This window comes from Pantoea sp. 22096 (assembly GCF_052045955.1).
Lineage (GTDB): Bacteria > Pseudomonadota > Gammaproteobacteria > Enterobacterales > Enterobacteriaceae > Pantoea > Pantoea alfalfae.
Genome location: NZ_JBQEPW010000001.1, coordinates 1,372,190 through 1,396,555, shown reverse-complemented (window position 1 = coordinate 1,396,555; position 24,366 = coordinate 1,372,190). Strand labels below are relative to the sequence as shown.

Annotated in this window: 25 protein-coding genes; 11 read left to right on the top strand and 14 right to left on the bottom strand. The window is 55.8% G+C overall.

What is annotated here, in order from left to right:
- Genes ACTJKZ_RS06460 through sctW form a run of 7 tightly spaced genes read right to left on the bottom strand, consistent with a single transcriptional unit; the run spans position 1 to position 7,522 of the window.
- On the bottom strand, positions 1-1,044 hold the full coding sequence (locus ACTJKZ_RS06460; protein ID WP_440829379.1) for a FliM/FliN family flagellar motor switch protein: 1,044 nt from the start codon (positions 1,042-1,044) through the stop codon (positions 1-3).
- Complete coding sequence (locus ACTJKZ_RS06455; protein ID WP_440829378.1) at positions 1,041-1,580, bottom strand: type III secretion system HrpP C-terminal domain-containing protein; 540 nt, start codon at positions 1,578-1,580, stop codon at positions 1,041-1,043. The genes ACTJKZ_RS06460 and ACTJKZ_RS06455 overlap by 4 nt, the downstream gene beginning before the upstream one ends.
- Positions 1,577-2,041 (bottom strand): type III secretion protein, encoded by a 465-nt coding sequence (locus ACTJKZ_RS06450; RefSeq protein WP_285085831.1) that lies wholly within the window; start codon positions 2,039-2,041, stop codon positions 1,577-1,579. Before ACTJKZ_RS06450 ends, ACTJKZ_RS06455 begins: the two co-directional genes overlap by 4 nt.
- Positions 2,019-3,377, bottom strand: coding sequence for a type III secretion system ATPase SctN (gene sctN, locus ACTJKZ_RS06445; RefSeq protein ID WP_440829377.1), 1,359 nt, complete (start codon positions 3,375-3,377; stop codon positions 2,019-2,021). The genes ACTJKZ_RS06450 and sctN overlap by 23 nt, the downstream gene beginning before the upstream one ends.
- Positions 3,377-4,243, bottom strand: a complete 867-nt coding sequence (locus tag ACTJKZ_RS06440; protein WP_440829376.1) for an FHA domain-containing protein — start codon at positions 4,241-4,243, stop codon at positions 3,377-3,379. The genes sctN and ACTJKZ_RS06440 overlap by 1 nt, the downstream gene beginning before the upstream one ends.
- A gap of 2 nt (positions 4,244-4,245) precedes the next feature.
- Positions 4,246-6,369 carry a type III secretion system export apparatus subunit SctV gene (gene sctV, locus ACTJKZ_RS06435; RefSeq protein WP_440829375.1) on the bottom strand — a complete coding sequence of 708 codons (2,124 nt, stop codon included), beginning with the start codon at positions 6,367-6,369 and terminating at the stop codon, positions 4,246-4,248.
- A gap of 10 nt (positions 6,370-6,379) precedes the next feature.
- Entirely contained in the window at positions 6,380-7,522 is a 1,143-nt protein-coding gene (gene sctW / locus ACTJKZ_RS06430; RefSeq protein ID WP_440829374.1) for a type III secretion system gatekeeper subunit SctW, read from the bottom strand.
- Between the two features lie 275 nt (positions 7,523-7,797).
- Between sctW and ACTJKZ_RS06425 the strand changes: the two genes are divergently transcribed.
- The 3 genes from ACTJKZ_RS06425 (at position 7,798) to ACTJKZ_RS06415 (ending at position 10,583) form a co-directional block, all read left to right on the top strand.
- A complete protein-coding gene (locus tag ACTJKZ_RS06425; protein ID WP_260058026.1) occupies positions 7,798-8,343 on the top strand; it encodes an RNA polymerase sigma factor in 546 nt (181 codons plus the stop codon).
- A 66-nt stretch (positions 8,344-8,409) separates the two neighbouring features.
- On the top strand, positions 8,410-9,945 hold the full coding sequence (locus ACTJKZ_RS06420; protein ID WP_440829373.1) for a PAS domain-containing sensor histidine kinase: 1,536 nt from the start codon (positions 8,410-8,412) through the stop codon (positions 9,943-9,945).
- Positions 9,942-10,583: a response regulator gene (locus ACTJKZ_RS06415; RefSeq protein ID WP_260058028.1), complete on the top strand. Its 642-nt coding sequence runs from the start codon at positions 9,942-9,944 to the stop codon at positions 10,581-10,583. Before ACTJKZ_RS06420 ends, ACTJKZ_RS06415 begins: the two co-directional genes overlap by 4 nt.
- 195 nt (positions 10,584-10,778) lie before the next feature.
- On the opposite strand, the gene ychF is transcribed toward ACTJKZ_RS06415, so the two are convergent.
- Both ychF and pth read right to left on the bottom strand, forming a co-directional pair.
- The gene (ychF, locus tag ACTJKZ_RS06410) at positions 10,779-11,870 is read right to left on the bottom strand and encodes a redox-regulated ATPase YchF (RefSeq protein ID WP_161735574.1); all 1,092 of its coding nucleotides are present in this window, start codon (positions 11,868-11,870) and stop codon (positions 10,779-10,781) included.
- Between the two features lie 108 nt (positions 11,871-11,978).
- Complete coding sequence (pth, locus tag ACTJKZ_RS06405) at positions 11,979-12,566, bottom strand: aminoacyl-tRNA hydrolase (protein WP_440829372.1); 588 nt, start codon at positions 12,564-12,566, stop codon at positions 11,979-11,981.
- Positions 12,567-12,821: 255 nt separating this feature from the next.
- On the opposite strand from pth, the gene ychH reads away from it, so the two are divergent.
- Positions 12,822-13,097: a stress-induced protein YchH gene (ychH, locus tag ACTJKZ_RS06400; protein WP_013357614.1), complete on the top strand. Its 276-nt coding sequence runs from the start codon at positions 12,822-12,824 to the stop codon at positions 13,095-13,097.
- On the opposite strand, the gene ACTJKZ_RS06395 is transcribed toward ychH, so the two are convergent.
- The 4 genes from ACTJKZ_RS06395 to lolB form a co-directional block, all read right to left on the bottom strand.
- Entirely contained in the window at positions 13,094-14,245 is a 1,152-nt protein-coding gene (locus tag ACTJKZ_RS06395; RefSeq protein WP_147788275.1) for a GGDEF domain-containing protein, read from the bottom strand. The genes ychH and ACTJKZ_RS06395 overlap by 4 nt on opposite strands.
- Before the next feature lie 211 nt (positions 14,246-14,456).
- Positions 14,457-15,404 (bottom strand): ribose-phosphate diphosphokinase, encoded by a 948-nt coding sequence (gene prs / locus ACTJKZ_RS06390; protein ID WP_003850825.1) that lies wholly within the window; start codon positions 15,402-15,404, stop codon positions 14,457-14,459.
- Between the two features lie 136 nt (positions 15,405-15,540).
- Positions 15,541-16,398, bottom strand: coding sequence for a 4-(cytidine 5'-diphospho)-2-C-methyl-D-erythritol kinase (gene ispE, locus ACTJKZ_RS06385; RefSeq protein WP_135909089.1), 858 nt, complete (start codon positions 16,396-16,398; stop codon positions 15,541-15,543).
- A complete protein-coding gene (lolB, locus tag ACTJKZ_RS06380) occupies positions 16,395-17,018 on the bottom strand; it encodes a lipoprotein insertase outer membrane protein LolB (RefSeq protein ID WP_033782873.1) in 624 nt (207 codons plus the stop codon). The genes ispE and lolB overlap by 4 nt, the downstream gene beginning before the upstream one ends.
- Before the next feature lie 216 nt (positions 17,019-17,234).
- Here lolB and hemA point away from each other — a divergent pair, with 216 nt between their 5' ends.
- Genes hemA through kdsA form a run of 6 tightly spaced genes read left to right on the top strand, consistent with a single transcriptional unit; the run spans position 17,235 to position 22,557 of the window.
- Complete coding sequence (gene hemA / locus ACTJKZ_RS06375) at positions 17,235-18,491, top strand: glutamyl-tRNA reductase (protein ID WP_013357619.1); 1,257 nt, start codon at positions 17,235-17,237, stop codon at positions 18,489-18,491.
- Positions 18,492-18,534: 43 nt separating this feature from the next.
- Positions 18,535-19,617, top strand: a complete 1,083-nt coding sequence (gene prfA / locus ACTJKZ_RS06370) for a peptide chain release factor 1 (protein WP_161735582.1) — start codon at positions 18,535-18,537, stop codon at positions 19,615-19,617.
- Positions 19,617-20,450: a peptide chain release factor N(5)-glutamine methyltransferase gene (prmC, locus tag ACTJKZ_RS06365; protein WP_161735584.1), complete on the top strand. Its 834-nt coding sequence runs from the start codon at positions 19,617-19,619 to the stop codon at positions 20,448-20,450. Before prfA ends, prmC begins: the two co-directional genes overlap by 1 nt.
- Positions 20,451-20,473: 23 nt before the next feature.
- Positions 20,474-20,866 carry a SirB2 family protein gene (locus tag ACTJKZ_RS06360; RefSeq protein ID WP_161735626.1) on the top strand — a complete coding sequence of 131 codons (393 nt, stop codon included), beginning with the start codon at positions 20,474-20,476 and terminating at the stop codon, positions 20,864-20,866.
- A gap of 1 nt (position 20,867) precedes the next feature.
- A complete protein-coding gene (sirB1, locus tag ACTJKZ_RS06355) occupies positions 20,868-21,677 on the top strand; it encodes an invasion regulator SirB1 (RefSeq protein ID WP_161735585.1) in 810 nt (269 codons plus the stop codon).
- A 25-nt stretch (positions 21,678-21,702) separates the two neighbouring features.
- Positions 21,703-22,557 (top strand): 3-deoxy-8-phosphooctulonate synthase, encoded by an 855-nt coding sequence (gene kdsA / locus ACTJKZ_RS06350; protein ID WP_033732390.1) that lies wholly within the window; start codon positions 21,703-21,705, stop codon positions 22,555-22,557.
- A gap of 59 nt (positions 22,558-22,616) precedes the next feature.
- On the opposite strand, the gene chaA is transcribed toward kdsA, so the two are convergent.
- Positions 22,617-23,708: a sodium-potassium/proton antiporter ChaA gene (gene chaA, locus ACTJKZ_RS06345; protein ID WP_161735587.1), complete on the bottom strand. Its 1,092-nt coding sequence runs from the start codon at positions 23,706-23,708 to the stop codon at positions 22,617-22,619.
- Between the two features lie 373 nt (positions 23,709-24,081).
- Here chaA and chaB point away from each other — a divergent pair, with 373 nt between their 5' ends.
- Entirely contained in the window at positions 24,082-24,312 is a 231-nt protein-coding gene (chaB, locus tag ACTJKZ_RS06340) for a putative cation transport regulator ChaB (protein ID WP_161735589.1), read from the top strand.
- The last annotated feature ends 54 nt before the right edge of the window (positions 24,313-24,366 follow it).

The window sequence follows — 24,366 nt, the reverse complement described above, 5'->3', positions numbered from 1 at the left end:
TCACCTGTTCACATCCCCGACGCTCGCCACGCCCGGCAGCATATGAGTAATCTGCAACCCCAGACGCCCTTCGACATCGACCAGTTCACCTTTCGCCAGCGGAAACTCGCCGTGACACAGCAGTGCTTCACCGGGGACGACATTTTCGACCGTCACCGTCGAGCCGACATCCAGACGATTTAACTCACCCAGCGTCAGCCTGAGATGGCCGCAGCGTACCGTTAAGGCCAGCGGCAGCGCATCAAAAGGTGAGGCCACAGGCACCGTTGTTTCAGTCAGGCCTTCATCCGGTTGGGGGGTATCGGCAGGCAGATTATCTTCGGGGGTCACATTCATGTAACTATTCTCCAGACGGGTAATAAGAAAACGGGCAGGATGCCCCTCCCCGAACAGCAATTCGCCCTCAAGGTGCAATTGCGCAAGGCGAAGCTCGCCGCGACCGGTCGGGAAAAAATACGAGGTAGCAGGGAAAATCACATCGCCGGGGCGAAGTGTGCGTAACTGCGAGGGGGCAAACGACACTGCACCCAGATCGATCGGCAGCGATAACGGCAGGGCGCTGCAAAGCGGTGCAGGGAGCGGAGCCCAGCCAGGCTGGTTCAACAACACCGCAAGTGTGGCGGGCGCAAGATATAACTGACTTTGCGCCTGCGCCTCACCCATCGTGACGCTAATCGCAAGCCACATCCCCTCAGCCGGTGCGCAGAGTGCGTCCTGCGGCGCCAGGTCGCCAAACAGCGTGCGCAGGGCCGGGCTGAGATGCTGATTAAAGAGCGGCCAGTACCAGTCAGCGCACGCCCCGGGTTCTGGCAGCAGCGGGCAGGTGGAAAACAGACTGAGCAGCGCTTCACTCCCCGACAGAGATAACCCTCCCGCTTTGCAGGAGAAGTTCTGTGTCGGTGGCCGCTCGCCGGGCGTGGCGAGCCGCAGCTGAAGCTCACCCGCTTCGCCCGCAAGGGTAAAGGGATAACCCAGACCGTGGCCGATACGCTGGCGCAGGCTGGCTTCCTCGCGCGGCAGCGTGCGCAGGGACAAGGGTTTCATGCCCGGCCTCCACGCTGCTCAAAGCGCAGGCGCACCGCGCAGGCCATCCGGCGGCGCAGTGACTCCCGGCAGCGCTCCTGATGGGCCGCCATCATCGTCATGGCGGGTGACGCAAAACGCAGGCTGATATCCCAGCCCGCGGCAAAAGGACTCAGGCGGGCATCCACTTCGCCTAAAAGGGGCAGCAGCAGCGTCATCGATACCGGGCCGGCGGGCTGCTTTTCCACCATGGCGCACAGGGGAGGCTCCAGTTGTTGCCAGGCTCTGACCGGAGAGGCGGAAGGCACCGGCTCATGGGGTAACTGTGACCCAAAAGAGGGCGAGCCTTCCCACGGTGTAATCAGCGGTTGCGGCAGTTCGCCTGGGGTGAGCAACAGCGCGTCAAACAGCGAACACTCTTCGCGAAACGGCTCGGCACGGGATTTACGCTCGGACGCTGCGGCATCTGAATGGCCGGTCTGCGGGGAGCGGCGCTGCACCTCCGGGCGTGCAGGCGGCGCTGGATGAGTTTGCGGGGGATGGGGTAAGGCTGTCATCGTAATGCCTCGCTGTGCGCCATCAGATATTCCATTTTTTCCACATCGCGCAGACGCGCCTGTGTTTGCTGCTGTGCGTGCTGCACCTGTTGCTGTTGCATGACCTGTTGTGCGCGGCACTGTTGCAGCTGATTACGCTGCCCACTCACCGCGTCGCTGGCCTGACGCTCCCGGGTCAATCCTCCGATCAGTCGCTCCTGTTTTTGCAGCCCCGACTGGTGGTGTCCGGCAAAGCTATCGCGCAGCTGCTGATAATGTTGTTGTGCGACTTCAAGCTGTTGTTCCGTTTCGGCAGACTGACGTTGTGTTTCGCACAGAGCCTGCTCCGCTTGCCGTTGCAAACGTTCGCTGCGGCGTAAGCGCTGGCGGCGAATCGGCAGCAGCAGAGAGAAGGCCTGCTGCAATTCAGTGCTGCTCTCTTCAGTCGTGATGTCGTGATCAGGTAACGGATGACGGCGCATGCTGGCTTACCTCCGCTAAGTGGTGCAGTGTGTCGTCATACCCGCAGGGCGCGTGCATCGCCTGTTGCAGATAGCCATTTATCGCCTCCTGAGCCGATACCGCCGCATCGGTCATGGCATCGTGCCCCGGCTGGTATTCCCCCAGGCGGATCAACATCTCTACCTGCTGCCAGGCGGACATCATGCGGCGCAGCTGCGTGGCGTCGCGGATATGCTCGCGAGTCGCGACGTTGCTCATGGTACGGCTCAGACTTGCCAGCACATCAATAGCCGGGTAGTGACCGCGCTCCGCCAGACGACGGGTCAGCACAATGTGGCCATCAATCAGGGATCTCACTTCATCCGCGACCGGATCGTTCATTGAATCGGCTTCAATCAGCACGGAATAGAGGGCGGTAATAGACCCGCGTGAGGTCTGTCCTGCACGCTCCAGCAAGGTGGGCAATAAGGTATAAACCGAAGGCGGCAGCCCGCCACGACCCGGCGGTTCGCCCAGCGCGAGACCGATTTCACGCTGGGCGCGGGCAAAGCGAGTCAGGGAGTCGAGGATCAACAGCACGCTCTTGCCCTTATCGCGCCAGGCTTCAGCGATGGCCGTGGCGGTAAAAGCGGCCCTGGCGCGTTCCATACTGCTGCGATCGGAGGTGGCGCAGATGAGTACCGTACGGCTGCGCAGCGCCTCATCCAGCTCGTGGTCAAGAAACTCGCGCAATTCGCGCCCACGCTCGCCAATCAAACCAAAGACAATGACATCGCAGGGCGTATTACGGGCAATCTCCGCCAGCAGGGTGGTTTTCCCGCAGCCCGCACCGGCGAAGATCCCCACCCGCTGTCCCACGCCGAGAGTCAGCGGACCATCAATGGCGCGAATGCCGGTCGGCAGCGGCGTATCGATGCGCGGACGATCGGTGGGTGCCGGGGCATCGCCCAGTACGCCTGCCGCATCATCCACCGTACCGGGCAGGGCGAACGCGCCAGGCTGGTCTGAATCCAGTGGACGGCCGAAGCCGTCAAGTACGCTGCCGAGCAGGGCGTCCGACACCACAATACTGTGCGGCAGGCACAGCGGAACCACGCGCGCGCCCCGGGCTATGCCGTCGAGTTGGCCAAGGGCGGAGAGCAGGGTGTGCTGCGGGTTAAAGCCGACCACCTCTGCCAGCACGCTTTGCCCGTCATCCCGGGCGATCTGGCAGAGATCGCCAATCCGCGCCTGGGGCAGGCTGCTTTCGAGCAATATCCCGCTGATCCCGGTAATGCGGCCAAAACTTTCGACCGGCGAAAAGCTGGTCAGCCGCCGCCGCTGCTGTTGATACCACTGCTCCAGCGCCATCGTCATCACCAGCTCACCTTAATGTTATCGCGCCCGTTAAACTCGATCTGGTTACTGGTAATCGCCACCAGCCGCAGGTTGTCGACTTCATCGCCGATAAACAGACGCTGCCCATCATCAGTGACGATATTGGCGCGACTACCGGTGGTGATTTGCACAATGCGAAACGGCAGCCTGACCTTCAGCAGCCTGACCTGGTTATCCAGCGGGAGGTCGCTGGTGTACGTTGCGTTAAAACGCTCCAGCATTCGTTTAAAGATTTGCATCTGTGGCTTACTGAGGCGGCCTGTAAGACGCAACCGCTGGTTATGCATGTCCACTTTCACGAGGCTCGCCAGATCGCGTTCGCGCAACATTTTCTCTAACGGCGCCTGCAATGCTGCGGGGGTGCTCAGTGGCCGGGAGGAGGTGACCTGAGTCTGGGCAACGGTGGGCTGCAAAACCCAGCTCGTTACCGTCAGGGTGAGCAGCAGCATCAGGCTCCAGGTCAGCGTACGGATGCTGCGGGTGAGTATCCCTTTACGGGCGGCGGCAGGGGGAACGGCCTCAGTCGGCGTTTCAGCAGATTTTTCGGGCACAGAAGGGGTGGCAGGCGGCATACAGGCGGCCCACGGCGTGTCGATACGCGCAACGCAGAGCCAGACGTCAGCGACCAGAAAAGGTTCCTCAATGTTAATGCCACAGGCTTCCCCGCCCTCCGGTTTTACCCGCCACTGAGTCTCTTCACGGCGCAACTCGCACTGGCGGGCAGCAACGCAAGCATCGCTAAGCATCAGATCGGCCTCATCAGCGTGACCAATCAGCCATTTATCGCCGAAGAGGGGTAACGCGGCGCCTAAATGCAGGCCAGACAGCACGCGCAGTTCGAACATGATTAACTCTCCCACGTGGTAAGCGAGTAAGCGGCTGGATCAGGCTCTATACGCCCCAGCACATTTACTGCGAGATTAGGTTGCAGCTCTGCAAACGAGAGCACCGGCACATAGTGGAACTCTTCCTGGATAAGCCCGCGCAGCGGGCTGCGCAGATCCTGGGCGACCAGCAGCACGGCGCTTTCCGGGGTGTCAGCCGGGAATGCGTTGGCGATGACCGGAAGAATGGCGCTGATCTGCTCATGGGTTAGCGCAAAGAAGAGATCGTTTTGCGTCTGACGAAGCGAGTCACGCAACTGTTCTTCCAGTTCCGGTGTCAGCAGCCAGACATGCAGGCCGTCCGGACGGGCATACTGGTAACAAAGATGGTTTTTTAACGAGATGCGCACCTGGTCGGTCAGCAGCCCGATGTCACGCTCATGCTGCCCATGCTCGATCAGCGCTTCGGCAATGGCCCGAACCGATCGCAGCGGAATACGTTCTGACACCAGTTTTTGCAGGACGCTGGAGAAGCGTGAGAGGGGCATCACGCGCTGCAACTCCTGCGACAGCTCCGGCTGCTCTGATTCCAGCCAGCTCACCAGCGCGCGGGTTTCCTGCAGACCAATAAAATGCGGGCTGCTGGCGTGAATCGCGTTCTCCATGCGCTTGACCAGGAGTTCGCGCGCGGTCCAGCGCTCGACCTCTTCGTTTTGCAGCAGCGGATGATCCGCCGGCAGCCAGATAAGATCGTTTTCCTGACGCCGCGCATCGCCCTCTGCCACGCTTTCCCTGTCAGCGGACGCGATCTCCTCCAGCCAGCGGCGTTTCACCGCCCGGTGCGACACGTTAAATGTGCCTTTTACTTTCGGGATTTCATAAACCGAGAAGCGAAACTCATCTTCCGTCTGCTGGTCGAGAAACTCGATATCGAACGCGGGCAGGGTAAAGCCGAAGTGGTAAACGATACGGTTACGCAGGCGGCGAATATCCTGCACCAGCTCCAGCATCTCCGTATGGCCGCGCCATGAGGAGGAGAAATTGATCAGATAAGGCCGTGTCGGGTTAAACTGACGTAAATCCTCCTTGCCGTTCAGCTCAGGGGGAATGACCTCATTTTCCATTTGTGGCTGCGCAAGGTTCAGGGTCTTCCTGACGCGCCAGATCTGAAAACCGCCGCTAATCATCGTCAGCGCGGCCAGCAGTAAAAAAATTGCCGTTGGCATACCCGGCAGCAGGGCAAAGCCCACCATACCCATGGATGAGAGCAGCCAGGCTTTCGGCTGGCTGGTTAACTGCTCGGCAATCTCGCGGCCGATATTATTATTGACCGTCTGTTCATCGTCGGACGAGACGCGGGTAATCAGCATCCCGGCGGTCAGCGAGATCAGCAGCGCAGGGATCTGCGCAATCAGTCCGTCACCGATGGTCAGAATCGAGTAGATATGCATCGCTTCGCCGGCCGGCATGCCCAGCTGCAGCACGCCAATACTGATGCCGCCAATCAGGTTAATCACGACAATCACCAGCCCGGCGATGGCGTCACCTTTAACAAACTTCATCGCGCCATCCATCGCCCCGAATAACTGACTCTCTTTTGCCAGTGCATTACGCCGGTTTCTGGCCTGTACCCCATCAATCAGTCCGGCGCGCAGATCGCTGTCGATGGACATCTGCTTACCGGGCATCGCATCAAGGGTAAAACGCGCGGCCACTTCGGCTACCCTTTCGGAACCTTTGGTAATGACCAGGAAGTTCACCACAGTCAGGATCAGGAACATCACCATCCCAACTGCAAGGTTGCCGCCCACCACAAAATTACCGAAAGCCGCCACCACATGGCCCGCATCCTGCTGAATTAAGATCTGGCGGGTGGTGGAGATTGAGAGTGCCAGACGGAACATGGTGGTGAGCAGCAGCACGGCGGGAAAGGTCGAGAACGCCAGCGGCTTGGGCAGATACATGGCCAGCACGACCAGCAGAGATGACAGGCAGATATTCACCGCTATCAGCGCATCAATTAATGGCAGCGGTAAGGGAATAATAAGCATAAACACCAGCGCCATGGCAAAAGCCGCACCGACCACTTCGGAGCGTTGCATGGCGCTGATAGCGATGCGATTCAGTATCTGAAACAGGGTATTCATCTTTGTTGCCTCACGACGCAGCGTTCCGGTTGCGGCGTTGCTGTTGCTGCTCAGTTTTGGTGACGTCCGTAATCATGCCGCGCAGCAGTTTTAACGCGTTGTCGCGGTTTTCCTGGGCGGGCCACAGCGAGGCAGGCACGCTGTGAAGGAGCGGAAAAAGCGAACTAAAAAAGAGCGGCAGATGCTGCCTGTTCTGGCCAACAATCTCATCCGCCAGCCCGGTGAAATCACTCTGATAAGCGCCGTTATGGCTGATTTGCAACATCCGGCGCGCCAGAGTCAGGCTGTTCATGGCAACACCGGGCAATTTGCTGCGCATACGCTGCAAAAAAGTCGTGCTGTCGCTTAGCGTCTGGCTTATCCCGGCAGCATCGCGCAGTCCGCGGTGGATACGTCCGAGAGTCATGACGCTGATTGAGGGGGCAAGCGCGGCGATATCATCCGCCAGCGCGCGCTGCATAGTACGCAGCGTCGGTATCAGATTACGTGAGCCGATCAGCTCCAGTAGCATATCCAGCATCCTTGTTGCGGACTGCTGGTGGACGATGCCGTCGTAATAGAGGTTGCGCAACGACTGTTTACGCTGCGGATCGCAGGTGTACCCGGCGATGGCTGACGCCGTGTTGTTGCCTGCACGAATGGCCTGGCCGTGAGTCTGCTGTAGCTTATTCAGCTGGGTTCCGGCCAGCCCGGCCAGTTCTCCGTCGCCTTCATCCTGTGCCTGTTCGCCGAGCATACGCAGTAACAGGGCGGTACGTGCCGGATCGCCGCCGGTCTTTTCAAGGAGTGTGTCGCTATCCGGTGGCGGATTCTGGCGCAGGACGCTGCGCAGCCACGCCATCTGCTCCAGCGTTTGCTGTTCATCGCCGCCATCGAGCAGGGAAAATAGCGCATTCAGCTCACCGACTTTGCTGATCGCATGCTTGACACGCTGCGGGTTACGTGACGCGTTACGGCGGTTCTGCGCCTTTTGCCTGCGCTCCATCTTTTCACTGAACGTGGCACCAATTTCTTCCATCGCGTCATTCAGTGACGATTCCCGCGCGCGGACATTATCCGGCAGGTCGTTTTTACCTGCTGCCTGTGGCGTATTTTTATGCAGAGCTTTTAGCGAGTGCGCCAGCGCCGGTATCGCATGTTGTATTTTGAGCATCGCCAGCCATCCTCAGTGGTTATTACTATCTTTCTGTGTCAAAGCACGCCTGTCGGTTCCGAAAAAAGCAGTAAAAAAAAGGGCGAATAATTTCGCCAGGAAATCAGTGCAATTTTTTGCATTATTCAGCGATAAGGAAAGGTAAAAACTGTCTCAGATAATTCTGTATTAAGAATTAATTGTTTTCATAAACAGTGGGTTATTTGCTGAGCGGCGGATGGCATATCTCTTGCTATGTCAGGCAATCAATAGCCACTACTCAGAGAGATAAGAAAATGATTAATTCAACGCTCGTATCCGCTGTCGCAGAGTCACCCTTATCAATTAACGTAAACTGGGATGAGATCTTCATTACGCATAATAAGAAGCTGTTAAATTTCATTCGAAAACGTATTGCCAGCCATGAAGATGCTGATGACATCCTGCAAATGACCTGTCTGGAAGTGTTGTCTAACTGCCATAAGTTTCGCGGCGCATCCCGTCCGGAAACCTGGGTGTTTGGCATCGCAGTTAATTTAATTCGCAACTATTACAAGTCGAAACAGATGCACTATCTGTTTGATAACCTTAATGATGAGGTTGTCGCCGATCTGATGCTGGATAACGATCCCAGCGATCTGACGGAAAACAGACAATTACTGAGTCATACGCTGGCCTCCCTGGAAATTTTGCCGAAAGACGTCAGGGTTATGCTGTCTATCCTTGTGGAGGAGGAGGGCAGCTATCAGGATATCGCTCAGCATTTAGCCATCCCGGTCGGCACCGTGCGTTCCCGACTCTCACGCGCGCGGGAAACATTGAAAGGGAGGATTTACGCATGAACCCGGGCTTACGATAAATGGCAATTTAACTGCTAAGCTTATCAGCTCGTTAATATTTAGCGGGTTATGACTATTATGCCGTCGGGACGTTATTCTCTGCGGCATGATAAATTCGTGGAGGGAATAATGCTTTTACAGGGTGTATCAGGTCAGAATGAAAATCACGAAATTAATATCACCGGCTTATCAAATATTGCCTTAAACAAAATTCATGATGCGATATATTTGATAGACAGCCAGCTGCATATCAAATATGTCAACGATAAAGCCTGCCAGTTGACGGGATATTCCCGTGAGGCATTTTCGCAACTTAGCTTTGACATCATAGATAAAGAACTGCGCGACAATGATGTTTTTGCCCTGTGGTGGAAACTGAGTACCCGCCCTGAAGGGATACAATTCACTTCACATCATACCGGTCGGCATGACGTTTTTCCCGTAGAGGTGAGTTGTAGCGGATATCACCAGGATGATGAGCTGCATATCTTATGCATTGTGCGTGATATGCATGAAATTCGTAGGCAAAAAGAGCAGCAGCAACTGCGGGAAAAACAGCTGCATCAGGTAGTGGAAAATTCTCCCGACCTCATTTTACGTTTTGATTTGCAGACCCGTTGCCTCTATGCCAACCTGGCGGTCCGCAGCTGGTTTAATCTTAGCGAAAACGATATCAGTCGGATGCCGCTGACCGAAAGCGTGCAACGCGGGGGGATTGGACTGAGCCTGTTTAAGCTGGTCTCACGCACGATGGTTGATGAGAAAGTGGCCGAAGATGAGCTGGTGGTAAAGCATCAGGGTGATAAACGCACCCTGCATGTGCGCTGCGTGCCGGAATATGATTTACAGGGCGAGCTGGTTAGCGTGCTGGCGGTTGGGCGCGATATCACCGCAATCCGCAAGACCGAAGAGGAGTTGCGGCAGTTAACTCATAATCTGGAGCGGGCGCGGGAAGCGGAAAAAAAACAGCTTGCGCGTGATATTCATGACGAGCTGGGGCAGCATTTAACCGCGCTGCGCACCGGATTGTCGCTGCTGGCGATGCGTAAAGATCAGTCTGTCAAAGCGCAGCAGGCAAAAATACAGCAGCTGATGGTGCATCTGGACAGCACGATTCAGGTGGTGCGCGATGTTTCGACGCGCCTGCGGCCTAATGTTCTCAATCTTGGGTTAATTCCGGCGCTGGAATGGTTGCGCGATCAGTTTATAAAAGACAATGGTATCCGCTGCATTTTGCTGGCACCTGATGAACACACCGTGGTGCTGGATGAGGCGACGCTGACGGCGGCCTTTCGCGTGGTACAGGAGTCCCTCACCAATGTCATCCGCCATGCCAGAGCCAGCAATGTGTATATCTTCGTCAAACTCAAGCCGGATGCGCTGCTCATCGAAGTGGTCGATAACGGTAAAGGGTTTCATCTGAATCGTGTGAAGAAAGGGACGTGTGGGCTGCACGGCATCAGGGAGCGAGGACGCATGCTAAATGGAGAAGCGACCATCGATAGCACGCCCGGAAAAGGGACCCGGGTTAAACTGAAGTTCCCCCTCTCTGTAAGCGTTAAATCAGAAGCATCCAGTCCGAAAACCGGGAGTATTAACCGATGAGTAAATGCATACGTCTGATGATTGCCGACGATCATGCCATTATGCGCGAAGGTCTGAAGCAAATTTTTGCTCTTGATGACAATATCGACGTGGTATGCGAAGCATCGGATAGCGGCCAGGTGCTGGAGCGTCTGCGTCAGCACGAAGTCGATCTGCTGCTGCTGGACATTTCGATGCCTGGCATGAGCGGAGAAGATCTGATTACCCGCCTGATGCCTCTCTATCCTGGGCTGCACATTCTGGTATTGAGTATGTACAACGAACCGCAGATTACCCGGCGGGTGTTAAATAATGGCGCGCTGGGCTATATCACCAAAGACAAAGCACCTGATGTTTTACTCAACGCGATTCGTACGGTGGCGCAGGGATCACGCTATATCGATCACGATCTGGCACAGGAGATTATTTTCTCCGACTACCAGAGCAATAATCGTGCGCCTCATGAGAGCCTGACAATGCGCGAACGGCAAATCATGATCATGCTGGCCCACGGGGAGTCGATTAATGCGATAGCCGATGCGCTCTCCATCAGCAATAAAACCGTCAGCACCTATAAGTCACGCATGATGAAGCGAATGAAATTTACCAATAATGCCCATATTGTGAAATATTCCCTGCAGCATAACCTGGTGCAATAACATGCTGAAGGCACCGTCTGATACGCCTGGGGCGGGGTCGATCTGAGCCTGTTTTGAAGCTCGGCTGGTGGAGAGGACGTCTCCGCATGAATTTTACGCCCGACCGCACAATAAAAAATCCACGCAGTTGCGTGGATTTTAAAGATTTTTGCATCTTCATGAGATTCAGTAAAACCTCATATGGCATCAACCCAATCAGACGTTAAACAGGAAGTTCATCACATCGCCATCTTTCACGATGTACTCTTTACCTTCTGAACGCATCTTGCCGGCTTCTTTCGCGCCTTGCTCGCCTTTGTAGGCGATAAAGTCTTCAAACGCGATAGTCTGGGCGCGGATAAAGCCTTTCTCGAAGTCGGTATGGATTTTACCGGCTGCCTGTGGGGCAGTGGCGCCAACCGGGATGGTCCAGGCACGCACTTCTTTCACGCCAGCGGTGAAGTAGGTCTGCAGGTTCAGTAGCGAGTAACCGGCGCGGATAACGCGGTTCAGGCCCGGTTCTTCCAGTCCCAGCTCCGCCATGAACTCTTCACGCTCTTCATCTTCCAGTTCGGCAATGTCCGACTCAACGGCGGCGCACACCGGCACGACGACTGAACCTTCTGCTTCGGCGATAGCACGCACCTGATCCAGGTACGGGTTATTCTCGAAACCATCTTCATTGACGTTAGCAATGTACATGGTCGGCTTCAGGGTCAGGAAGCTCAGATAGCGGATGGCCGCTTTGTCGTCAGCATCCAGATCCAGTGAACGCAGCATGCCCGCTTCAGAAAGATGCGGCAGGCACTTCTCCAGCGCAGCCAGCTCGGCTTTGGCATCTTTGTCGCCACCTTTGGCTTTCTTCTGCACACGCTGAATCGCACGCTCACAGGTTTCCAGATCGGACAGCGCCAGCTCGGTGTTGATCACGTCAATATCTTCCGCCGGGTTTACTTTACCCGCAACGTGGATGATGTTGTCGTTTTCAAAGCAGCGCACCACGTGGCCGATCGCTTCGGTTTCGCGAATGTTGGTCAGGAACTGGTTGCCCAGGCCTTCACCTTTGGACGCGCCTTTTACCAGGCCCGCGATATCGACGAATTCCATGGTAGTCGGCACCACGCGCTGTGGCTTAACAATCTCAGAAAGCTGGTCCAGACGCAGGTCAGGCATGGGTACCACGCCGGTGTTTGGCTCAATGGTACAGAAGGGGAAGTTAGCCGCTTCGATGCCCGCTTTAGTCAGCGCGTTAAACAGAGTGGATTTACCGACGTTCGGCAGGCCCACGATACCGCATTTGAATCCCATGGTTTGATACCCTTTATAACTGGATGGACAGCACGCCATAAGGCGGACTGTCGGAGACGAATGGAAAAATTTCGCGCATTATACACGGAATCACGACGATTCGGGCGTTTAAGCAGGCCTGAAGGCGTGCAGCCGGTTCATTGCCTTGATGCGATCCTCTTTCAGCCACAGTTCGGTGCAGCGCGCCGCCTCATCAATGGCCTCATCAATCAGCTTCTGCTCGCTGGCGGGCGGCTTGCCCAGCACAAATCCGGTCACCTTGTTGCGATCGCCGGGATGCCCGATACCGATGCGCAGCCGATGAAAATTATTGTTGTTGCCCAGCTTGCTGATGATGTCTTTCAGCCCGTTATGGCCGCCATGGCCGCCGCCTTGCTTGAACTTTGCCACACCGGGCGGCAAATCGAGTTCATCATGCGCCACCAGAATCTCTTCTGGCGTGATGCGATAAAAGGTCGCCATTGCCGCCACCGCTTTACCGCTCAGGTTCATAAAGGTGGTCGGCACCAGCAGGCGTACATCCTCGCCGGCTATCGCCAGGCGTGCAGTGTAGCCATAGAATTTGCTTTCCTCTTTCAGTGACTGATTGTGGCGCTCAGCCAGTAGATCCAGATACCAGGCACCCGCATTGTGGCGTGTGGCGGCATATTCAGCGCCCGGATTGGCCAGTCCCACAATCAGTTTAATGCTGCTCACAATGATTATCCTGCTGTTATCGCGAAAGGGCGTTAGTTTACTTCGCCACAGGCGAGATGACAAAGCACAAGCATTGAAATGGTTCAGAACGGTGATTAATCATTTTCCATCTGAATCAACAGGCTGCATTCAGGGCCAGGTCATTCTTTATGGCTGATGTGTGATCCAGTCCGCAACGTGGACCCCAGCCATTGCCTAAACTTATGGCACTTAACATTGTGTGCGGTTATTAACTCATATGGATGGAGGTGCAGCATGAAACATCAACACTGCCGCGTAGCGGGTAACAGCTTGATGGTACTGGGATTAGTCACAATGGTGTTGGGTGTTGGGTTTTCAATCATGAACCAGCTGCCGTCACTCGATTTGCCGCAGTTTCTGGCGCAGGGCGCGATTCTGAGCATCTTTATTGGCGCACTGATGTGGCTGGTGGGCGCGCGTATCAGTGGCCGTGAAAAAATTGAAGATCGCTATTACTGGCTGCGTCACTATGACAAGCGCTGCCGCCGGTCACACAATTCCCACCACTAACTGATGGCTGCCGGGACCGGATGCTGCGCTGTGCAGTTCCGGCCACTGGCTTTGGCGTGATAGAGCGCCGCATCAGCAAGCGCCAGTAAACTCTCAAAATCCTGCTGGCCGTGCGTGACCGTGGCAAAGCCAATGCTGACCGACCAGGCAATTTCATTGGGTTGCGATGCACAGACTGCCAGCCGGATCGCCTCACACCACGCCTCTGCATCCCGTGCTTCAGCCGGAATGATGGCCGCAAACTCTTCGCCGCCCAGTCGTGCAAAACGCCCCTCAGCCGGTATCAATCCTCTGACAATTTCGCAAAAGTGAATCAAAATCTGGTCGCCCTGATGATGGCCATACCGATCGTTGATGCTTTTAAAATGATCGAGGTCGAACAGTATCGCGCTGAACGGCCGGTTCTGACGGCGGCAGCGCGCCACTATTTTCTCCGCTTCAGCAAATAGGGCGCGGCGATTCCAGACGCTGGTCAGCGGATCGTGCAGGGATGTGTGTTTTAACGCGATCTGCATCCGCTCATTTACCATGGCCAGAATGGTAAACGTCAGGCCGATGACAAACAGAATGGATTCCAGAATCACGTAAACCGAGAAGTCCGATCCGCCAATCGCCCCAGGTTGTGTACTGGGAATGGCGCTATCCAGAAACAGGCGCGCCAGATGAAACAGCAGGTGGATCCACAACAGCAACTGGGCAGGCCAGAAAGTGGCTTTCAGCGTGTCACGCGCCTGCCAGACCAGCTGGATCAGTGCGGCAGTATAAGCAACGCAGGCGATACACAATACCAGTACCCGTTTGGGTAAGCTGTAATAAAACGCCGGAAAGCAGCAGAGGAGTGCCCAGAGCAGAGCACCCAGTAGCCAGTGCGTGCCGATAGGTTTACCGCAGAAGCGCCGGAACGCATTTAATAATCCGCCATAAGCGAGCATCACTAACACATTGCCCACTGCAACCGGCAGAAAATGCAGGCCGCTGCTGCGCAGACTGCTTAAGAATACGGCAATCAGGGTGAAAATCAGTGACAGGCAGGTGAAGCCAAGAACGCGGTCATAGTGCGACCCCACCCAGGCAAAAACCATAATGATGCTCAGAAACCCCAGTACATAGAGCTCGCAGACAAACAATGTGTAGATATCGAGGCTCATGGTGGCTGAATTCTGATGGGAAATGCGCAGCAAATTACCACTTAACGCTTAACGGCAGAAGCGGGGGAACATCGCGTTTTAGTAAAAGAGTGGGAGGCGTTGAAAATAGGGGATTAAAAGGAAATTTATCGGGGAAAAGTCAGAAAAAAAAGCGCGTTAATCCATACGGCAGAGATAAAAAAACCGGGCACAGGGCCCGGTTCCGCGAAGATTAATGCTCGAACATCGCCGAGATCGATTCTTCGTTACTGATGCGGCGAATCGCTTCGGCCAGCATGCCAGATAAGGTCAGCGTGCGCACATTCGGCAGTGACTTAATCTCGTCAGAAAGCGGGATGGTATCGCAGACGATGACCTGGTCGAGTACAGATTTACGCAGGTTTTCAACCGCATTGCCGGAGAAGATCGGGTGCGTCGCGTAAGCAAATACGCGTTTGGCACCCCGTTCTTTCAGCGCTTCAGCCGCTTTGCACAGCGTGCCGCCGGTGTCGATCATATCGTCGACCAGCACGCAGTCGCGGCCAGCAACGTCACCGATAATGTGCATCACCTGAGAAACGTTCGCGCGAGGGCGGCGTTTATCGATGATAGCCATATCGGTGTCGTTCAGCAGTTTAGCGATAGCACGGGCACGTACTACGCCACCAATATCGGGAGAAACAACAATCGGGTTTTCCAGACCGATCTGCATCATATCTTCCAGCAGGATCGGGCTGCCAAATACGTTATCAACCGGGACGTCGAAGAAGCCCTGGATCTGCTCGGCGTGCAGGTCAACCGTAAGAACACGGTCAACACCGACGCTGGAAAGGAAGTCTGCCACTACTTTAGCGGTGATGGGCACACGCGCGGAACGCACGCGGCGGTCCTGACGGGCATAACCAAAGTAGGGGATGACTGCGGTAATACGACCAGCAGAAGCACGACGCAGCGCGTCGACCATCACAACCAGTTCCATCAGATTATCGTTGGTGGGAGCACAGGTGGACTGGATGATGAAAATATCACCACCGCGTACATTTTCATTAATCTGTACGCTCACTTCACCATCACTGAAACGGCCTACAGCGGCGTCTCCCAGGCTGGTGTAAAGGCGATTGGCAATACGTTGTGCTAGTTCCGGGGTGGCGTTACCAGCAAATAGCTTCATATCAGGCACGAGAAGAACCTCAGGCTTTGCGTCCAGAGAATGAACGGCATGACTGTAACCGGCGCGTACGGTCATAGACGTTCACACGGGTGTGTTAATGCGAAACGTGCAGTGTCTGGAACGGGGTGACACTGTCACGCATTCGCTAATCGCCTCGCAGGGTACGCTGTAACGGCGAGACATTAACGCCCCGGGCTACAAATCCGCGTACCCCATTCGGGGCAAGCTCCAGCACCTGGCGGGCGGCGGACTCGGTGTCAAATTCAGCAAACACACAAGCGCCTGTGCCAGTCAGGCGTGACGGCGCGTATTCTAGCAGCCAGGAAACAAGCGCATCAACCTCACGAAAACGTTTTCTTACCACTGCTTCACAATCATTGGTGAAGGGTAAGGCTAAAAGCGTCGATAAACTGCGCGATGGCGTATCCCGCGTCAGCCCGGGGTCGTTGAATACCACGGGTGTGCTGATGTTCACACCGGGATGGGCGACAAGATACCACTTTTCTTCCGGCGCTGCGGGCTGAAGTTGTTCACCCACGCCCTCTGCAAAGGCCGCAAAGCCATGCACAAAGACCGGTACATCCGCTCCCAGCTTCACGCCGATTGCCGCCAGCTCATCCGGTGTGAAGCCGGTTTGCCACAGATGATTCAGCGCCACCAGCACGGTCGCCGCATCAGAAGAGCCGCCACCGATTCCGCCGCCCATAGGCAGCCTTTTCTCGATAGCAATCTGCGCACCTGCGCGTGCGGGCAGGCGATGGTTGTCCTGTGCCGCCTGTTTCAGCATGGTCGCAGCGCGCACAATCAGGTTGTCCGCATCCGCGACGCCCGGCACCGGCGTTAACAGCTGAACAGAATCGCTGTGATCGACGCTAATCTGCAGTTCATCACCGTAGTCGAGAAACTGAAACAGCGTCTGCAGGTTGTGGTAGCCGTCGGGACGACGGCCAGTGATGTAGAGAAAAAGATTCAGTTTTGCCGGGGCAGGCCAGTGGGTGATCATTGAACGGTCCAGCCGTCCATACGCAGTTTAATCCGCTGATCGCCCTCTTTCAGCTCCAGGCTTGACGGCAGCGGCGGGGTAACCTTGCTGTCGTAGCCCGCAATCGAAACCTGCCAGTTCTGACCGTCGCGGCTGTAGTTGAGGCTGCTCAGCTGATAGCTATCGTTAAGTTTATAATCCGTGGCATCGCCTGGCAGACCCATCATCCACTGACGCAGATTGGCCAGCGGAATGTTCATGCCGGTCAGCTGCGAGATCATTTTCTGCGCATCGTTACTGACGTAGCGCTTGCCTTTGTTATCGACGATCTGCACCACCGAGCCTTGCGCATCAAGCTGCAGTTCAGTGCTGCCGAGCGGATTGGTCAGCAGCAGGCGATAGCGATCGGGTGCGGTCTGCTGCCAGTTGAAGCGGGCGTAGACTTTCTGCTTGTCAGAGAGGTAGGCAAAGGCGCCGCGGGTCTGGTAGTGCGTGACCTTTGAGACCGCCTGCTGATGCTGTTGCCACTGTGGCGCGGTAACGCTGGGGCCGGGACCTTGCGGTTTGTTGACGCTACAGGCCGCCAGCAGCACGCTGGCAAGGGGCAAAAGGCGCAACAGATTGCGTGGTGAATTAAGCATCAAGTGGTCATCTCCTCGGACACATTTATTATTCGTAACGGATAACGCTAACCGTCCCGGTTTTAACCGTCAATGCTGTTATGCAGCAAATTGAGCACGAACAGGTTAATCTTATTACAGTCATAGCCTTTGTATGGCTTTTCTTGATCTGTCGCATCTTGTAGAATGCGCCTCACAAAACCCTGACATTATTGGGACATCCCAACCAAAACCGCCATGACGCTGCTCGCTCTCGGAATCAACCACAAGACTGCCCCCATTGCTCTGCGCGAACGCGTTTCGTTCGGGCCGGAGACGCTTGAGCAGGCGCTGAACAGCCTGTTATCACAGCCAATGGTGCAGAGCGGCGTGGTGTTGTCCACCTGTAACAGGACGGAACTCTACCTCAGTGTAGAGCAGCAGGCCGATTTACAGGCGCGTCTGGTGAGCTGGTTATGCAATTATCATCAGCTGGATGAAGAGGATGTGCGCAACAGCCTCTACTGGCATCAGGACAACGAGGCGGTCAGTCACCTCATGCGCGTCGCCAGCGGACTCGATTCACTGGTGCTGGGCGAACCCCAGATCCTCGGTCAGGTAAAAAAAGCGTTTGCCGACTCCTCACGCGGTCATGCGCTGAGCAGTGAACTGGAACGCATGTTCCAGAAAACCTTCTCTGTTGCCAAACGCGTACGCACGGAAACCGATATCGGTGCCAATGCGGTGTCAGTGGCGTTTGCCGCCTGTACGCTGGCCCGTCAAATCTTCGAATCCCTCTCGTCCGTCAATGTGTTGCTGGTTGGCGCGGGTGAAACCATTGAGCTGGTGGCACGTCATCTGCGTGAACATCAGGTGAAAAATCTGATCATCGCGAACCGTACCCGCGAGCGTGCCGAAGCGCTGGCGTCGGAAGTCGGCGCGGAAGTGATCACGCTGGCGGAGATCGATGCCCGTCTGGCCGAAGCCGACATCATAATTTCCTCAACCTCCAGTCCGCTGCCGATTATTGGCAAAGGGATGATGGAGCGCGCCCTGAAAGCGCGCCGCAACAAACCCATGCTGCTGGTGGATATTGCCGTGCCGCGTGACGTAGAGCCGGAAGTCGGCGATCTGCCTAACGCCTATCTCTACAGCGTGGATGACCTGCAGGCGATCATCGAGCAGAACCTGGCGCAGCGCAAAGCGGCCGCGGTTCAGGCCGAAAGCATCGTCGTTCAGGAAAGCAGCGAATTCATGGCGTGGCTGCGTTCACAGGGTGCGGTGAATACCATCCGTGAATATCGTTCTCAGGCGGAGGATATCCGTGCTGAGCTGGAAGGCCGTGCGCTGCAGGCGCTGCAGCAGGGTGCCGATCCGCAGAAAGTCATGCAGGAACTGGCGCACAAGCTGACCAACCGTTTAATACATGCGCCAACCAAATCACTTCAGCAGGCCGCCCGCGATGGCGATAATGAACGCCTGCAGATTTTACGCGACAGCCTGGGTCTCGATTAGGCACACCGCTGTCGCCACCTGTTTACGGGAATCCCACATTTAAATGAAAACCTCTATAGTTGCCAAACTGGAAGCCCTGCAGGAGCGCCACGAAGAAGTGGAAGCCATGCTGGGTGATGCTGGCGTGATCGCCGATCAGGAGCGTTTCCGTGCGCTGTCACGTGAATATGCTCAACTGACCGATGTGACCCGTTGCTTCCGCGACTGGCAGCAGGTTCAGGACGATATCGAAACGGCGCAGCAGATGCTCGACGATCCTGAAATGCGCGATATGGCGCAGGAAGAGTTGCAGGAAGCGCGTGAGAAGAGTGACGTGCTGGAGCAGCAGTTGCAGGTGTTGTTACTGCCGAAAGATCCCGACGATGAGCGCGCCTGTTTTATCGAAGTGCGCGCCGGAACGGGCGGCGATGAAGCCGCGATCTTCGCCGGCGATCTCTTCCGCATGTACAGCCGCTATGCCGAAGCGCGTCGCTGGCGTGTGGAAATCATCAGCGCCAACGAAGGCGAGCATGGCGGTTACAAAGAAGTGATTGCCCGCGTCACCGGCGACGGTGCCTATGGCCGCCTGAAATTTGAGTCAGGCGGACATCGTGTGCAGCGTGTGCCGGAGACCGAATCCCAGGGCCGTATTCATACCTCAGCCTGTACCGTGGCCGTGATGCCGGAAATTCCGGAAGCGGAACTGCCGGAAATCAACGCTGGTGACCTGAAGATCGATACCTTCCGCTCATCCGGCGCAGGCGGTCAGCACGTTAACACCACCGACTCTGCGATCCGTATTACCCACCTGCCAACCGGCATCGTGGTGGAGTGTCAGGACGAACGTTCTCAGCATAAAAACAAAGCCAAAGCGCTGGCGGTGCTGGGTTCCCGTATTCACGCGGCAGAGATGGCCCGCCGTCACGCTGCCGAAGCCAGTACCCGCCGCAACCTGCTGGGCAGCGGCGATCGTTCTGACCGTAACCGTACCTATAACTTCCCGCAGGGCCGCGTGACTGACCACCGCATCAACCTGACAATCTACCGTCTGGACGAAGTAATGGAAGGCAAACTCGACAGCCTGATTGAGCCAATTGTGCAGGAGTACCAGGCGGATCAGCTGGCAGCGCTGGCTGGTCAGGATTAATGGATATTCGTCACTGGCTGAAACAGGCTGTCGCCACGCTGTGCGGGGGTGACAGTCCGAAGCGTGACGCAGAGATCCTGTTAGGTTTCGTGACCGGCAAATCGCGCAGCTGGTTAATTGCCTTCGATGAAACGGTGCTCAGCGATGCCCAACTCGCACAGCTGGACAGCCTGCTGGCACGGCGTGCACGGGGTGAACCGGTGGCGCATCTGGTGGGCGAACGCGAGTTCTGGTCGCTGCCGTTACGTGTCAGTGACGCCACGCTGATCCCGCGCCCGGATACCGAACTGCTGGTTGAGCAGGCGCTGGCGCATCTGCCCGCGACGCCCTCGACCATTCTGGATATGGGCACCGGCACCGGGGCGATTGCGCTGGCGCTGGCCAGCGAGCGGCCCGACTGTCAGGTGACCGGCGTGGATCGCATTGAAGCCGCTGTTGAGCTGGCGAGCAGCAATGCAGCACAGCTCAACCTCCCTAATACCACCTTTCTGCTCAGTCACTGGTTCCAGGCGCTGACGCCGCAGCGCTTTACGCTCATCGTCAGCAATCCACCCTATATTGATGCCAGCGACAGTCACCTGGAGCAGGGCGACGTGCGTTTTGAACCGCGCAGCGCGCTGGTGGCGGATGAAGCGGGACTGGCCGATCTGCGCACGCTCATCGGGCAGGCGCCCGCGTGGCTGCTGCCGGGTGGCTGGCTGCTGCTGGAACATGGCTGGCAGCAGGGTGAGGCGGTGGCCACGCTGATGCGGAATAATGGCTATCACGCCGTTGAAACCGTCGCCGATTACGGCGGTAATCCGCGTGTGACGCTGGGTCAGTTCCCTTCATAAAAGCGCTTTGAAAAGGATTCATGATGTTTGCTTTTTATCCCCTGATTAAAAATCTGCATATCTTAACGGTCGTGCTGACCGTGACGCTGTTTCTGCTGCGGTTTTACTGGCTGCGCCGTGGTTCGGCGATGATGACAAAACGCTGGGTCCGCATTCTGCCGCACGTTAACGATACCCTGTTACTGCTGACTGGGGTCTTGCTGGTGGTGATTACCCACTTCTATCCCTTCACGCCACAAGGAAGCTGGCTGACGGAGAAGCTTTTAGCGGTTATCATCTACATCGCCTTAGGATTTGTGGCATTGAGTCGCCGTCCACGCACTGATCGCACCCGCTGGATCGCTTTTCTGGTGGCGTTAATCGCCCTGGTGACCATCATTACGCTGGCGCTGACCAAAATGCCGTTATGGGGATAGCATGACCTCGACCGAACAATTAGATTTCAGCCAGACACCGCTGTGTGAAGCGGTGATTGGTGCCACGCTTGCCATCCGCGCCGATTTCCCGGCGGTGTCGGTGGAAGCGCAGCTTGCGGCGTTAGTCGCCGAAGCGCGCGACTATGTCAGCGACATCGAAGATGCTGACATGCAGCTGGAAAAGCTGCTGGAACTGTTTTATCGCCAGTGGGGATTTGGCGGTGCCAGCGGCGTCTACAATCTTTCTGATGCGCTCTGGATCGACAATGTATTAAAGACCCGTCAGGGCACCGCCGTGTCACTGGGCGTGATTCTGCTGCATATCGCCGCCGAGCTGGAACTGCCGCTGATGCCGGTGATCTTTCCGACGCAGCTGATTCTGCGCGCCGACTGGATTGATGGCGATAAGTGGATGATCAACCCATTCAATGGTGAAACCCTTGACCGGCATACGCTGGAAGTGTGGCTGAAAGGCAATATCAGCCCTACCGCGCGTCTGTATGACGATGATCTTGATGAAGCCAAAACCGTCACCGTGATGCGCAAGATGCTCGACACGCTGAAAGCAGCGTTGATGGAAGAGAAGAAGATGGAGCTGGCGCTGAATGTCAGTCAGGTGCTGTTGCGTATCGATCCGGATGATCCTTATGAAATCCGCGATCGCGGTTTGATCTACGCGCAGCTGGAGTGCGAACATATCGCCCTGAGTGATTTAAACTATTTCGTTGAGCAGTGTCCTGAAGATCCGGTCAGCGAAATGATCAAAGTTCAGATTCACGCAATCGAACAAAAACAGGTCACGCTGCACTAAGCGGACCCACTGAAAAGGAAAGGGCATGACACAGAAAGTCGTGAGTATTGGCGATATCAACGTTGCAAACGATCTGCCATTTGTACTGTTTGGCGGGATGAACGTGCTGGAGTCGCGCGACCTGGCGATGCGCATCTGCGAGCACTATGTCACCGTAACAAATAAACTCGGTATTCCTTACGTGTTTAAGGCGTCGTTTGATAAAGCGAACCGCTCCTCCATTCACTCTTACCGTGGCCCTGGCCTGGAAGAGGGGATGAAGATTTTCCAGGAGCTGAAGCAGACGTTCGGCGTGAAGATTATCACTGATGTCCATGAAGCGGCACAGGCGCAGCCGGTTTCCGAAGTGGTGGATGTGATTCAGCTGCCGGCCTTCCTGGCGCGTCAGACTGACCTGGTGGAAGCGATGGCGAAAACCGGTGCGGTTATCAACGTCAAGAAGCCGCAGTTCGTCAGCCCAGGTCAGATGGGCAACATCGTGGATAAGTTCGCTGAAGGTGGCAACGAGCAGGTTATCCTGTGCGATCGCGGCAGCAACTTTGGCTATGACAATCTGGTTGTCGATATGCTGGGCTTTAACGTGATGAAGAAAGTCACCAAAAACAGCCCGGTGATTTTCGATGTGACCCATGCGCTGCAGACGCGCGATCCGTTTGGCGCAGCATCCGGCGGGCGTCGTGCGCAGGTGGCAGAGCTGGCGCGTGCCGGTATGGCTGTCGGCATTGCCGGTCTGTTCATCGAAGCGCACCCGGATCCGGAACATGCCCTGTGTGATGGCCCATCTGCATTGCCGCTGGATAAGCTGGAGCCGTTCCTGGTGCAGATGAAAGCGATTGACGATCTGGTGAAAAGCTTCCCGGAACTCGATACCAGCAAGTAAGTTTGCTGCAAAAAAAGAGCGATTAATCGCTCTTTTTTTTCGCCTGAACTCCGGTGACGTTACAGCATGATGGTCATCAGATAGCCAATAAACAGCGCCAGATGCGCAGCACCGTTCAGCACATTGGTGCGGCCGGTTGAGAAGGAGATCTGACAGAGGATCAGCGATGCCATCATAATCACCATCTGCGGCGGCTCCAGCCCGAATATCAGCTCCTGTCCGGTCAGCGTGGCGATAATGGTTACCGCCGGTACCGTGAGTGAGATGGTCGCCAGCACCGATCCGAAGAAGAGGTTCATGGCGCGCTGCACCTGATTCATCAGCACCGCCTTAATCGCGCCCAGGCCTTCAGGGGAGAGGATCAGCAGGGCCACCAGGAAACCGGTGAACTGTGCTGGTGCATTCATCTCCGTCAGCAGGCTTTCCAGCGTGTTGGCGTTCATTTTGGTTACGGCAATAACAGCAATCAGATGCACGATCAGCCAGATGGTGTGCCAGACGCTGCTGTGAGCCGAGGGTTTACCATGATGCGGATCACCATCATCGCTATCATCTTCATGCTCATAGACAAACAGGCTCTGATGCGTTTTGGTCTGAATCAGCAGGAAAACACCATACATCGCCGCGGAAATCGCCGCAATCAGCAGCGCCTGCGCCACCGAGAAATTGCCGCCCGGCAGCGCGTTGGGAAACACCAGCACCAGAATCGCCAGCGGGAAGATAGCGATGAGATATTGCTTTACGCCCGCCAGATTAACGTACTGCGTCGCAAATTTGTTACCGCCCAGCAGCAGCGCAAAACCCACCAGCCCGCCGGTCACAATCATCACTATCGAATAAAGCGTATCGCGCATCAGCCCAGGTGCGGCATCGCCGGTCGCCATCAGCGCTGAGATCAGGCTCACTTCGAGAATCACCACCGACAGGCTCAGGATCAGCGAGCCATAAGGCTCACCCAGGCGGTGGGCCAGCACGTCAGCGTGACGCACAACGCTGAATGCGCTGCTCAGAATGGCAACCAGCGCCACTAAGTTAATACCGACAATTATCGGAAACGAGGTGTTTGCACCAAAAAAATAGAGTATACCCAGCGTGATAAGCGGAAGTATCAGTGAGAATTCCTTGTGACGTGTTTTTTCATGTGAAGGCATTCACCATCCTCTCTGGTTAATGATTATCCGGACGCAGCGGATGCTGCTGTTAGAAATATAATCAGTTTTAGGGCAGGGCGCAGTTTATCTTTTCACCGGCCCGGATGGGAAAAATTTACTGCTTTTTACTTAAATGCAATAAATTTCCGAAGGGGTCTTAACCTGAAGTTATCTCAAATATTGCAATAGTAATCAGTCCACAACAATTATGACTTATGCACCTATCCGGTCTCATTCTGCCGAAAATCCGGCTTATGATTGTGATTTGCAGGGCGAGATTCTCCTTTTTAATCTGAAGTGCTAATAAGTCACTGTTTGTATTTTTGCTGTCCTGCGCCAGGCTTAGTGTGAATCCATAAACTGAGGAGCCGTTATGCCTTACGCTAACCGAGCCGACTTACCGGACAATGTAAAACATGTACTTCCTGCACATGCGCAGGAGATCTATCAGCAGGCCTTTAACAGTGCCTGGGATCAGTATAAAGAGGCTGAAGATCGCCGCGGTGATGACTCACGGGAAGAAGTGGCGCATAAAGTCGCCTGGGCCGCCGTGAAGAAAGAGTACGAAAAAGGTGATGATGATAAGTGGCATCCTAAACGTTAACCTGGCGGCTAGCCGGTTTGCGGTAAAGGGCCAGGATTATCTGGTCCTTTTTTT